General features: G+C 37.8%; 15 protein-coding genes. 6 read left to right on the plus strand and 9 right to left on the minus strand.

All coding sequences use genetic code 11. The annotated features are described in order from the left end of the window. Positions 1-264: 264 nt before the first annotated feature. A complete protein-coding gene (locus AE2B122_RS04660) occupies positions 265-1167 on the minus strand; it encodes a LysR family transcriptional regulator (RefSeq protein WP_175073204.1) in 903 nt (300 codons plus the stop codon). A 142-nt stretch (positions 1168-1309) separates the two neighbouring features. Between AE2B122_RS04660 and AE2B122_RS04665 the strand changes: the two genes are divergently transcribed. Then, positions 1310-2332, plus strand: coding sequence for an alpha/beta fold hydrolase (locus tag AE2B122_RS04665; RefSeq protein WP_175073205.1), 1023 nt, complete (start codon positions 1310-1312; stop codon positions 2330-2332). A 204-nt stretch (positions 2333-2536) separates the two neighbouring features. Here the strand turns inward: AE2B122_RS04665 and AE2B122_RS04670 are convergent, their stop codons facing one another. After that, on the minus strand, positions 2537-3205 hold the full coding sequence (locus tag AE2B122_RS04670; RefSeq protein ID WP_175073206.1) for a DNA alkylation repair protein: 669 nt from the start codon (positions 3203-3205) through the stop codon (positions 2537-2539). A 775-nt stretch (positions 3206-3980) separates the two neighbouring features. Between AE2B122_RS04670 and AE2B122_RS04675 the strand changes: the two genes are divergently transcribed. Further along, complete coding sequence (locus tag AE2B122_RS04675) at positions 3981-4556, plus strand: YdhK family protein (protein WP_175073207.1); 576 nt, start codon at positions 3981-3983, stop codon at positions 4554-4556. Positions 4557-4888: 332 nt separating this feature from the next. Here the strand turns inward: AE2B122_RS04675 and AE2B122_RS19475 are convergent, their stop codons facing one another. From AE2B122_RS19475 to AE2B122_RS04710, 7 genes are all read right to left on the minus strand, one after another. Then, on the minus strand, positions 4889-4990 hold the full coding sequence (locus tag AE2B122_RS19475) for a DUF302 domain-containing protein (RefSeq protein WP_371809498.1): 102 nt from the start codon (positions 4988-4990) through the stop codon (positions 4889-4891). 230 nt (positions 4991-5220) lie between these two features. Beyond that, entirely contained in the window at positions 5221-6000 is a 780-nt protein-coding gene (locus tag AE2B122_RS04685; RefSeq protein ID WP_175073208.1) for a sulfite exporter TauE/SafE family protein, read from the minus strand. 52 nt (positions 6001-6052) lie between these two features. Further along, on the minus strand, positions 6053-6280 hold the full coding sequence (locus AE2B122_RS04690; RefSeq protein ID WP_095230935.1) for a sulfurtransferase TusA family protein: 228 nt from the start codon (positions 6278-6280) through the stop codon (positions 6053-6055). Between the two features lie 32 nt (positions 6281-6312). Further along, on the minus strand, positions 6313-7437 hold the full coding sequence (locus tag AE2B122_RS04695; RefSeq protein ID WP_175073209.1) for an MBL fold metallo-hydrolase: 1125 nt from the start codon (positions 7435-7437) through the stop codon (positions 6313-6315). Between the two features lie 14 nt (positions 7438-7451). Further along, entirely contained in the window at positions 7452-7847 is a 396-nt protein-coding gene (locus AE2B122_RS04700; protein ID WP_095230937.1) for a DsrE/DsrF/DrsH-like family protein, read from the minus strand. A 2-nt stretch (positions 7848-7849) separates the two neighbouring features. Then, complete coding sequence (locus AE2B122_RS04705) at positions 7850-8443, minus strand: sulfurtransferase TusA family protein (RefSeq protein WP_175073210.1); 594 nt, start codon at positions 8441-8443, stop codon at positions 7850-7852. A gap of 20 nt (positions 8444-8463) precedes the next feature. Continuing rightward, positions 8464-8778, minus strand: coding sequence for a rhodanese-like domain-containing protein (locus tag AE2B122_RS04710; RefSeq protein WP_095230939.1), 315 nt, complete (start codon positions 8776-8778; stop codon positions 8464-8466). 694 nt (positions 8779-9472) lie between these two features. Here AE2B122_RS04710 and AE2B122_RS04715 point away from each other — a divergent pair. The 4 genes from AE2B122_RS04715 (at position 9473) to AE2B122_RS04730 (ending at position 10990) form a co-directional block, all read left to right on the plus strand. Next, positions 9473-9733 (plus strand): metal-sensitive transcriptional regulator, encoded by a 261-nt coding sequence (locus tag AE2B122_RS04715; RefSeq protein ID WP_077309246.1) that lies wholly within the window; start codon positions 9473-9475, stop codon positions 9731-9733. Between the two features lie 125 nt (positions 9734-9858). Then, the gene (locus AE2B122_RS04720) at positions 9859-10086 is read left to right on the plus strand and encodes a sulfurtransferase TusA family protein (RefSeq protein ID WP_175073211.1); all 228 of its coding nucleotides are present in this window, start codon (positions 9859-9861) and stop codon (positions 10084-10086) included. A gap of 44 nt (positions 10087-10130) precedes the next feature. Then, on the plus strand, positions 10131-10610 hold the full coding sequence (locus AE2B122_RS04725; RefSeq protein ID WP_077309250.1) for a DsrE/DsrF/DrsH-like family protein: 480 nt from the start codon (positions 10131-10133) through the stop codon (positions 10608-10610). A gap of 20 nt (positions 10611-10630) precedes the next feature. After that, complete coding sequence (locus AE2B122_RS04730) at positions 10631-10990, plus strand: rhodanese-like domain-containing protein (protein WP_175073212.1); 360 nt, start codon at positions 10631-10633, stop codon at positions 10988-10990. Positions 10991-11144 lie beyond the last annotated feature (154 nt).

The raw sequence follows: 11144 nt of genomic DNA on the forward strand, positions 1-11144 counted from the left end.
ATGAAAAGACCCTTTTCTGTATAAAAGGGTCTTTCTTTAAAGCTGCCTAAAGGCAGCTCTTTTATTCTAATCCCAACTGTGCTTTTAATTGTACGACAGCAGGATCTCCTTGGAAGGTGATATTAGCGTTGGCTCCAAAACTACCTTAACCTTCCCAAGTGTATAAAAAGGCAGTAGAGTATAGAACTGATCCCCTTCTGTCCTTGCTTCGAACATCAGAACTCCTTCTCCACCAACAATATTTGTCACTTCTTGGTTATTAATTCAACAGAACTCCTCTATTCTCATAACTTCCCTTGCTGTCTCTATAAAAGCTAATATGATCGGTGAAAGCCACTTATCTTTATGCCATGAGATCTGTGTATATACATCCAAGTCTGGAATTGGCCATAAAAGAGGCATAAGTTCGCCACGGTTAACTTCGACTTCAGTTACTATTTCAGGAAGAAAGGCAATACCGATTCCTGAAATTGCACATTGTTTAATAGCTTCGGCACTTTGAAACTCTAAAGATGAAATACTGTCAATGTCACCTTTCTTAAATGTTCGATCAAACATGGTTCGATAGGGACAACCCTTTTCATTAATTAGAAACACTTCTTCGTGAAAATCTTCAAGCTGTAATTCATTTTGTCTCGCAAGTGGATGATCTGGAGCGGCGAAAAGGCGAAAAGTTTCTTCCGTCAATGGTTCTACTGCAAGTCCCGTTGATTGAATGGGTTCGTCAAGTATAAAAACGACATCCGAGGTTCCCTCAAAAAGTGTTTGTTTGAGTTGTAGATTCGGAACAGATCGAAAGATAAGACGAACTCTTGGATATCGCGACCGAAAAACTTTGAAGACATCTGGAAGTCGATAGGCGCAAACAACCTCATTGGCACTGATAGTTAGGGTACCGCTTAGAACTTCATTGTCATGAAGGACGCTACTGCGAGCTTCGTCCAATTTGTTTAAAATGTCCTGGACATGAGTTGAAAAACGTTTACCCGCAGTCGTAAGAACTAGCTGCTTTCCTAAGCGATCAAAGAGACGAACCCCGAGTTCTTCCTCCAATGCTTTTATTTGCATCGTGACGTTGGAGGGTACGTAATTTAGTGCTTCAGCAGCTCTACTGAAATTTAAAGTTGTTGCAACTGTTTGAAACGTATTCAATTGGCGCAATTCCATAATAAATCCCCCTTTAACTTTCAAAATTATTGAATACTATATTGAATTTTGTTCACTTTTATTGAAAGTAACACGGTTATATACTCAATAACAAGAAATACATTCTAAACGTTTGTGTTTCATTTAGATAGGAGTGAAAACAATGAAAGAGTATGAGATTTTTAATTTAGGTGATGTAACCTTCCAATCTGGAGTGACATTACCAGACGCTTTTCTTGCTTATAAAACTTACGGGAAATTGAATGAAAAGAAAGATAATGTTATCGTTTATCCAACTGCTTTTGGCGACCAACATGTTAATAATGAATGGTTAATTGGAAACGGAATGTCGCTAGATCCACAGAAGTATTTCATTATCGTTCCTAATTTGCTAGGGAATGGATTATCTTCATCTCCAAGTAATACGCCTGCACCATTCGACAAAGTTAATTTTCCGCAGGTAACCATCTATGACAACGTTCAATTACAGTATAGACTGGTGACTGAAAAATTCGGCATTCAGAAGATTGATCTTGTTGTTGGGTGGTCAATGGGAGGTCTTCAATCATTCCAATGGGCAGCAAGTTATCCTAACATGGTGAATCGAATTGCCTCTTTCTGCGGAAATGCAAAGACTTGGCCGCAAACTTACGTGGTCCTCGATGGACTTAAGGCTGCGCTCATGGCCTCAGTTGGCTCGGATTCTAATAATTTAAATCAATTGACTTCTCAGGACATGCGAGCAGTTGGCCGTGTCTATGCAGGATGGGGATTATCACAGACTTTCTATAAAGAAGAACTCTTTCGTGAGATGGGCTTTAACTTTTTAGAAGATTTTACGGTGGGAGTTTGGGAAAACAGTTTTATGAGTATGGATCCTCACAATGTTCTAGCCATGTTATGGACAGGACAACATGCAGATATTAGTGCAAACTCCGATTATAATGGAGAGTTTAAGGAGGCACTTAAAAGTATTGAAGCGATTACCTACATCATGCCAGGTAGTACTGATCTCTTCTGCACCGCAGAAACTAACGAATATGAGGCTAAGTTTATTTCTAATGTTGAATATCATCCTATTAAATCAGTATGGGGACATTTCGCCGGTCGAGGAATTAACAGTACCGATAATAAATTTATTGATAATAAACTAAAGCGTTTGTTGACGCTTCGCACAAACAATTAAATAAATATTGTATAAGTTGTAGGGAATGTCGAGTGATAACTATCTTAATTCAATACTAGCTATTTAATCGCGTAAAGACGATTAGCTCAGAAATAATCGTCTTTACTTTTACTCAAGGAATCTCTTTAATAATTATTGAGACGAGTTTCATCTATTTGAGGCTTTGAATTCCTTTCTTTAAACTCTATAAATTTTTAGAGGTAACTAATTATTATGTCGTTTGTTAACTTCGATCGTAATGAACTCCGGCAAATAGCTGGGAGTGCATCCTTTTGATACTATTTCATCTTTGTAAAGACCCGTTTTCTCACCAATTTTAATACAACGTGCACGATTCTTTTCATCATAAACGCCTATCCAGCCTGCGGTGAAATTCATAGCCCATTGAACTTCCGGTTCTTCCTGCGTAATATTAGCTTCTAATGCAGATAGCAAGTCTGCGGTGTTATCAGGCGGTGTTTGTCCAGTCCATCTCAATCGCGCTTGATAATACCAGAAAGCTCGCCTTTGAAGAGCAGAAGGACTATTTCCCCATGACTCCATCAATGCAATTTTCTTCTTGTCTTTGGTTAGCTGATTAGCCATTAACCAATCCATCAAGTTATTTCGCTCATCAAAAGTGTGAGTCTGCATATCTCTATCAAGCTTATTTAGCACATCTTGTGAAAGAAGTTTTTTGTCCATAATTAAGATTGCTAATAGTCTGGGCAGAAACTCTTCGGTTGACCAAAGTTCCATAGCTAGTTCGTGATCTTTCTTAATGTCCTTCGCGATTTTTCGTAAGTCGCCTAGCTTAGTTTTACTATTGATCTGAGGTAGAATGTTTACTGCTTTTGAAGAGCGTTTTATTTCTGCATCTTTTTTTTCATCCATTTTATACAACTCCTTTATTAAAGCACTGTTTCATAATATGTCCTTAACGGGATATATCAAACATCAACCGAGGGTAAGTAATAGGGATGGTTCTTAATACGAAATGTTAAAAATTTTTATTCCCCATAAAAGGAATGCAAATCATAAGAGGCACCACAATAACAATAATACCAAGATGTAACGAACTAAATGGCCCTAATTGAAATATTTAACACGGATTTCGAGACAACATATTGAAGGGTATATCGACTGGCTAGGTCATATGTAAAAGGACATAGCAGAAAAGATGCAAATCCATATAGATACAAGCGTTAATCACCTACCGCTGTGAATCAATTAATAAGAGACTTGCACTTTTATCATATCAGTCATATGGCTCCCAATACTCACTTCCATATTATTACACCTCGATGTTTTATTCTATCTTAATTCCATCAAAAAAATGTTCGTGAAAGTGTTTAAAAAATACTGAACGTTCAAAAACTTATTTATATGTTTTTGAACGTTGTTTTAGTTAGTATTCAATTAGATTGAGAGTGTTCGTAAAAGTGTACTTTTTTGAACACTCAACTTATTCAAATCGGATCTCTATACTTTCAGCAACATGTTTCTATTATCGCATCTGAATTAAACTAATAATGTACTTTAATATAGTATCTTGATTTTATCTAATATCTACTGAAAAATCTTTATAATAAGTGGCATAAAATGAATAATAAGTCGAGTTTTATATTATACCCTACATGGGTATACTTGGTTGAAGGAGGAGATAGATATGAAATTCAAAAAGATTATACTCTCAATACTCTTGGTAATCCTCGTATTAGGTCTTGCTGCTTGTTCGAACGGTGAAAATAATGATACATCTAGTTCAAATGAGAGCGATAGCAATACTGAGATGGATCACTCCAGTATGAACCACTCTAGTTCAGGTGACTTACCCGAAGGTTTACAGGAAAAAGTGAATCCTAAATACCCAAAGGGAAGCAAAGTAATAATTGAGGCTGATCATATGGAAGGTATGAAAGGTGCAGAAGCCACAATATCGGGGGCTTTTGATACTACTGCATATGTAATTTCATACACTCCAACTACTGGGGGAGAAAAGGTTACTAATCACAAATGGGTCATTCAAGAGGAAATAGAGGGTGTAGAAACTAATCCAATAGAGCCTGGTACTGAGGTTACCCTTAATGCAGATCACATGGAAGGCATGGATGGTGCGAAGGCCACTATAGAATCAGCAAAAAAAACAACTGTTTATATGGTTGACTTCTCTCCAACTACTGGAGGAGAAGAAGTTAAAAACCACAAATGGTTAATAGATGATGAATTATCACCAGCTGAATGAATATGGCATTATGGATGAACGAAATATACAAACAGTGTATTATCTAATGTTTAGAAAGGTATAAAAGCATGTAATATACGTTTTAATACTTTTAAAATGATGGCAGAGTGAATTTGACTCGATAGGAAATGCTCTATATACAATAAAAAAGAGGGTTATAGGGAACTATAAGAATGTAACTCTTCTTTTAGCATTACAAATACCCCTCCTAAACAGGTGGGGTATTTGTAATGCTAAAATTTTTTCTTACTTCGATTGATTTATACATTCAATTAATCGATCTTCAATTTCCTTTGCATAGCCTTTAACACCATCATCTTCAGTTAACCCCACTAATGCGGTGGTTTTGGCATGTCTATTTTGGTATCATCATCACTTTCATAGACAACTATCTTACATGGAAGGATATAACCCGTTAACTTATTATGCTGTATAACTCGTTGGGCATCAAAAAAATTACATACTTCAAGTACGCAAAACGATTAATTGATCTTCAAGCCTTTGTCTAACCTTTTCCTAGATGTCAAACTGACAAAGTACATTGAATTGTTCTTCTTTCAGATTCTCTTCCAAAGATTCAATAGCTTCTTCTACAGTATGGGAAGTCTCCACAGCATAATGAAATATATTCATCCATCTCCTTCTAAATAAGTTCTAGTGCAAGTTAGCTAAGGATATCCATCCATATTTTGATTGTTGTAGCAATAATCAGCACAGCGAGTATTACCTGAAGCAGTTTAACATTCATCCTCTTTCCTAATGCAGCCCCTATCGGTGAAGCAATGAGACTTGCGACTACAATAATAATAGAAGGAATCAACGGTACCTGATCTGTTGAGAGCTTTCCCGCAACAGCCCCTATAGAAGAAATGAATGTAACAGCCAGGGATGTGGCGATTGTCATACGAGTAGGTATTTTCAGCACAACTAACATGATTGGCACGAGAAGAAATGCTCCTCCAGCTCCTACAATCCCTGCTCCTATCCCTACTAAAAAGGATAAACCTGCTGCCAATCCTGTAGAAAATGTAACGTCGGACAGCTCTATATCATCCTTCCCCTTCTTAGGGACAAACATCATTATTGATGCAATGATAGCTAATATTCCATATACAAGGTTGATGTCTTCTTCGGCTAATAGACGTGAACCAAAGCTCCCAATAAAACTTCCAACCAAGACAGCAATCCCCATGGTCAGTATGAGACGTTTATTCAAGTAATTCCCCTTACGGTATGCAAATACCCCGGAAAGTGTCGAAAAGAATACCTGAACAGCCACAATACCGGATACTTGGTAAGCGTTGAAACCTGTGAAACCCAATAAAACAGGTACATATAATAACAAGGGGTAGTTTATGATTGCCCCGCCGACTCCGAGCATACCGGACAGCAGCGAACCAATCAGACCTATGACGAATAGGATCAAAATGAAAGTGATATCCATTCTGCTGCTCCTCTCTTACTAAAAAAGAGGGAGTAACTCTCCCTCCTCTGGATTAACCTTTTTTTATCCAAAATTTCAATACGCCATCTTCTTCTGTATCTTGCAGTAAGTCATGACCGCCAGATTTCGCCCATGCACTAAGGTCGGCTTTTGCCCCTTTGTCAGTCGCATGTACTTCTAACACATCTCCTGCATTTAACTCATTTATTGCTTTCTTTGTTTTGACGATCGGCATTGGACAAGCTAGTCCTTTCGCGTCTAACACTTTATCACTGTTCATTTTTATAAGCTCCTTTATTTCTTGATCTTGATTTAACCATGAATGGCACAGCGGTTCGGTCCAATTTCCATTTCACTTTGTTCGTTAGCTTCTGGGTTGATTTTACCCATATTTGTTTGACGAATTTCTTGATAAGCATTCGGCTGAGGTGGTAGATTTTCTGATACTGCTTTACGGAATGTTTCTTCGTCCATATTTAAACCATCATTCTTTTCAAATAAATCACCCAGTTTTGCCTGAACTGCTCCATTATCTCCTAGCTCACTTGTATTGCTGAAGTGTGCAGGAAGGACGATAAGCTCATCATTTAGTCGTTCATACGTGTTATAAAGCGTATTACGTAAATCATCTGCCCAGTCACCTGCTTTTCCAGCAAGATCCGGACGTCCAATGGATTCCACAAACAAGATATCTCCGGTCAGCAAGTACTTATCATCCACAATCAAGCTAGTACTTCCGATTGTGTGGCCTGGAGAGTAGATAGACTGCACACGCACAGTAGCTCCACCTACCTGCAAATCTTTCCCTTCTTCTAACGGCTCATAGGCAAACTGAACTTCCTCTGCATCCTTTGGAGGCAAATGATAAAATGCTTCAGTTTTTTCACGCAACAGGCGCCCTCCGGAAATATGGTCAGCATGAAGATGCGTATCTACAACATGTTTGATTGTAATGTTTTTCTCTTTGGCGAAATCAATATAACTATCTACAGATCTGCTGCTGTCAACGATGAGTGCCTCGCCATCAGATTCGATGAAGTACGAGAGACAGCCTTTACCAACGCGGACAAACTGATAGATGGATCCACCATTGCTAAGGTCCCCAATCTTAACGGGTTTAAGATACTCGCTCCAAGCTCTCATTCCACCCTGTAAGACGAGCACATCTTCAAAACCAGCTTCATCCAACATTTCTGCTACCATTTCGGATGATCCTTGTTTAGCACATACGACTAGCAAGTCTTTATCTTTTGGAATTTTATCAACGATTTCTTCGACACCTTCTATTAAATCGAAGTACGGCACGTTCAAATGTTCAATATTAGTGCCTTCAATTTTCCAATCACTAAATGCATCTTGGTTCCTTACATCCAGAATAAATAAAGGTTCTTTACTTAATACCTTTTCTGCTGCTTCTTTTGCAGTAATTAATTTCATATTCCCTTTCCTCCTTAGAATGTCAAACTGATGTTGGCATCGGACGCATAATGGATGAAACTCGCTGCTCCCCCGACCTCAATGCCTTCTATAAACTGATCTTTATCTAAACTCATTACATCCATTGTCATTTGGCATGCAATAATTTTCACACCTAACTCTTGAGCCATTTCCACTAGTTCAGGAATGGAAGGTACATTTTCCCGCTTAAAACCTTCTTCAAAATGTTCATTTCCTGCTGGAATTGGAAGCTGCTTATGAGCTTCTTTATGAATCAAATTCAGTCCCTCAAAAGTGAAGAAAATCCCTACTTCTGCGTCGCTTGCTGCTGCAGCAGTTGCTACGTTAAACACTTTATATGCATCAAACAAACTTCCATTACTTGCGATGATTGCTACTTTAGTTGCCATTTTCAATTCCTCCTATTTGAGTTATTATTGATTCTTTCTAATGGGCCAGACCATTCCACCATACCCTGGACAACATTCTTGATATTTTTGAATCCTTTTTCCTCCATTTGCTTAGAAGCCAAATCACTGCGACTGCCTGTTCGGCAGACAACGTATATTTCTTTATCTTTGCTGATCTCGTCCATACGATCTTCCAGTTCTCCTAATGGAATAGAAACTGCTCCTGGTATATGGCCAAAGGTATATTCAGCTGGCTCCCGAACATCCAGAATTACGACGTCTTCACCTGCATCCAGTTTCTGAATAATTTCTTCGTTTTGAACGGTATGCGGGAAGTTTTTATCTTCTTTCGCTTCTGCATCACCTGATTTGCGGAGGTAGTGTTTCAATACCTCTCCTTCTTCTGTTGAACCGAGATACTGGTGACCGCTGCTTTTTGCCCAAGCTTGAATATCTGCTAGAGAACCTTTGTCAGTGGCCTGAACCTCGATAACCTGTCCTGGCATGACCTCTTTCATTGCTTTCTTTGTTTTGACGATTGGCATCGGACAAGCTAGTCCTTTCGCATCCAATACATGATCTGTTTTAATACTCATTTTTCATCCCCCATTTAGGCTTATTCTGTTTCACTTTCCCAGTCATTCATGCCACCTGTCATATTCTTCACTTTGAACCCTTTATCTGTTAACCACTCTGAAGCCAGTCCACTACGATTTCCAGATCTGCACACCATGATGTATTCCTTATCTTTATCCAATTCGTCTAAGCGTGTCAGAACCTCTCCTAATGGAATGTGTTTAGCACCTGGAATTTTACCCAGAGCCACTTCATTGTGTTCTCTTACATCAATAATATGAAGTTTCTCTTTCCTTTCTAGACTCTCCGCCACTTGTGTTGGCAAAATTGCTTCAATTTCTGGTTTTGTACTCATTTTGCTCCTCCTTTATTGTTAGTGTGGTAGAAACTTATAACCCTCATACATATACCCGTATGGGTATTATATAAAGCAAAAAAAATAACTTAAAAATGAGCTTCGCTAAGAACTCGAATACCCACAAGGGTATATTAGCAAACAAAAAAAATATTGTCAACAACGGAAATCTGTAATTACTTTCATACCTATTTATTAATGATATCTTCTATCTTTAACTAATATAAGCTGAGATCATAGAACATTGACTTGGTACCCATAAGGGTATATATTGAGTTGAGTAACATTCTGTTTTTTAATTACTAGAGGATTGGTGATAATGATCTCTACGCTTCTAATCTTCGCGCTGCTTGTCTCCTTCAGCCTTTACAGAAGATACTTTCCTGTATTAAATGTTCCTTGTAGCGATAGATTGTATTCACAAATAGATCAAGTGGTTAAAATAGACTTACGCGATTATAATAATTCTTACGGAAGTTATGTAGACGATACAATTCAAATTCCAGTTGCGTATCTTAAACGGCATATGCACGAAATACAGGGTGATCAAGTTTTCGTCATCGCTTGTAATAAAGTAGAAAAAAATATCGGAATAAGGATATTGCAAAATAAAGGCTACAAAGTAATCGGCTTTAAATTAACGGAATGCGATTGTAATTGCAATATACTAAAATTCATATAAGGAGGAAACCTTATGAAATATGATAACCAAAGTAAAAATAGAATAAAACGTATCGAGGGACAGTTACGCGGTATATTAAAAATGATGGAAGAAGATAAAGACTGCAAGGACGTTATTACACAGCTGAGCGCTACAAGAACTGCGATTGACCGCACTATTGGTGTAATTGTGAGCTCTAACCTAGTGGAATGTGTTCGAGAAGCTAACGAGAACGGGACAGAAGCTGACGAATTGGTGAAGGAAGCAGTAAATTTGTTAGTTAAAAGCCGATAAGTAAATAGTAGTGGGGTTGACTTTCATCCTCACGCCCTTTAATATACCCCTATGGGTAATTTAGATATTTTTTTACAGAAAATAATACCCCTATGGGTAAATTGAAATGTTGGAGGAATTAATCTATGCAAAGTAATAAAGTGTTAGATGCCAAAGGACTAGCTTGTCCAATGCCAATCGTTAAAACGAAGAAAGCAATCAATGAACTGAATGTAGGAGATGTGTTGGAAGTACATGCGACTGACAAAGGGGCAAAAGCTGATCTCAGCGCATGGGCGAAATCCGGCGGCCATGAGTTACTAAAAGATACAGAAGAAGATGGCGTATTGAAGTTTTGGATTAAAAAAGCATAACAAAATTATACCTATACAGGTATCAAAGAATAGGAGAAATGAAAATGTCAGAAACGAAACGTACGACTATCGTTTTATTTAGCGGTGATTATGATAAAGCAATGGCAGCATATATAATAGCCAATGGTGCTGCAGCTTATGACCATGAGGTTACAATATTCCACACGTTTTGGGGATTAAATGCTCTTCGCAAAGCAGAAGATGTAACGGTCAATAAAGGATTCTTAGAGAAGATGTTCGCAAAGATGATGCCTAAAGGTGCAGATAAAATGGGTCTATCTAAGATGAACATGGCAGGAATGGGTCCTAAAATGATTAAAAAAGTAATGAAAAAACACAATGCAATGACCCTTCCGCAGCTCATTGAAATGGCGCAGGAGCAAGACGTCAAACTCGTTGCTTGTACGATGACAATGGATTTACTGGGACTCCAAAAAGAAGAATTGTTAGATGACATTGAGTATGCAGGAGTTGCTGCATACCTAGGTGATGCTGAAGACGGCAATGTAAATCTATTTATCTAATATTGATTGGAGAGAGAACTTTGGAATATATCCTATACATTCTTGTAGCTCTAATAATCTATTTTGTTATTAGAAATCGCTTCTCTAACAAAGCAGCTAAACAAATCAGTACCGCTGAACTGAAAGGTATTTTAAATGATAAGAATAAACAGTTTATCGATGTCCGTACCTCTGGTGAATACAATGCAAAGCATATTAAGCAATTCAAGAATATTCCACTTCACGAATTGAAAAGTAAAGCTTCGAGCTTAAATCAAAATAAAGAAGTAGTTGTCATCTGCCAAAGCGGGATGCGAGGTTCGCAAGCTGCAAAAGTGCTTAAAAAAATGGGGTTCAATAGTATAACTAATGTCAGAGGCGGTATGAATACTTGGCGTTAATAGTTAGAACACAAATCAAATAGTGCCAATCTAAAGAGTTGCCATATTATCATTTAAATAAAGAGCATTGAAACTCTATAATATTAGACAGTACTGTTCCCGAGAAAGAAATCCATGAATTAATTAGTACAAGCTATGATTTAACGAAAGATAA

This window comes from Terribacillus sp. AE2B 122 (assembly GCF_902497585.1).
Taxonomy (GTDB): domain Bacteria; phylum Bacillota; class Bacilli; order Bacillales; family Amphibacillaceae; genus Terribacillus; species Terribacillus saccharophilus_A.

What these genes read in the sequence shown, in the direction of transcription:
- AE2B122_RS04720 (WP_175073211.1), top strand. Translation starts at nt 9,859, where the DNA reads ATGCAAAGTAATAAAGTGTTAGATGCCAAAGGACTAGCTTGTCCAATG.
- AE2B122_RS04685 (WP_175073208.1), bottom strand. Translation starts at nt 6,000, where the DNA reads ATGGATATCACTTTCATTTTGATCCTATTCGTCATAGGTCTGATTGGT.
- AE2B122_RS04665 (WP_175073205.1), top strand. Translation starts at nt 1,310, where the DNA reads ATGAAAGAGTATGAGATTTTTAATTTAGGTGATGTAACCTTCCAATCT.
- AE2B122_RS04675 (WP_175073207.1), top strand. Translation starts at nt 3,981, where the DNA reads ATGAAATTCAAAAAGATTATACTCTCAATACTCTTGGTAATCCTCGTA.
- AE2B122_RS04670 (WP_175073206.1), bottom strand. Translation starts at nt 3,205, where the DNA reads ATGGATGAAAAAAAAGATGCAGAAATAAAACGCTCTTCAAAAGCAGTA.
- AE2B122_RS04700 (WP_095230937.1), bottom strand. Translation starts at nt 7,847, where the DNA reads ATGGCAACTAAAGTAGCAATCATCGCAAGTAATGGAAGTTTGTTTGAT.
- AE2B122_RS04690 (WP_095230935.1), bottom strand. Translation starts at nt 6,280, where the DNA reads ATGAACAGTGATAAAGTGTTAGACGCGAAAGGACTAGCTTGTCCAATG.
- AE2B122_RS04695 (WP_175073209.1), bottom strand. Translation starts at nt 7,437, where the DNA reads ATGAAATTAATTACTGCAAAAGAAGCAGCAGAAAAGGTATTAAGTAAA.
- AE2B122_RS04725 (WP_077309250.1), top strand. Translation starts at nt 10,131, where the DNA reads ATGTCAGAAACGAAACGTACGACTATCGTTTTATTTAGCGGTGATTAT.
- AE2B122_RS04710 (WP_095230939.1), bottom strand. Translation starts at nt 8,778, where the DNA reads ATGAGTACAAAACCAGAAATTGAAGCAATTTTGCCAACACAAGTGGCG.
- AE2B122_RS04660 (WP_175073204.1), bottom strand. Translation starts at nt 1,167, where the DNA reads ATGGAATTGCGCCAATTGAATACGTTTCAAACAGTTGCAACAACTTTA.
- AE2B122_RS04705 (WP_175073210.1), bottom strand. Translation starts at nt 8,443, where the DNA reads ATGAGTATTAAAACAGATCATGTATTGGATGCGAAAGGACTAGCTTGT.
- AE2B122_RS04715 (WP_077309246.1), top strand. Translation starts at nt 9,473, where the DNA reads ATGAAATATGATAACCAAAGTAAAAATAGAATAAAACGTATCGAGGGA.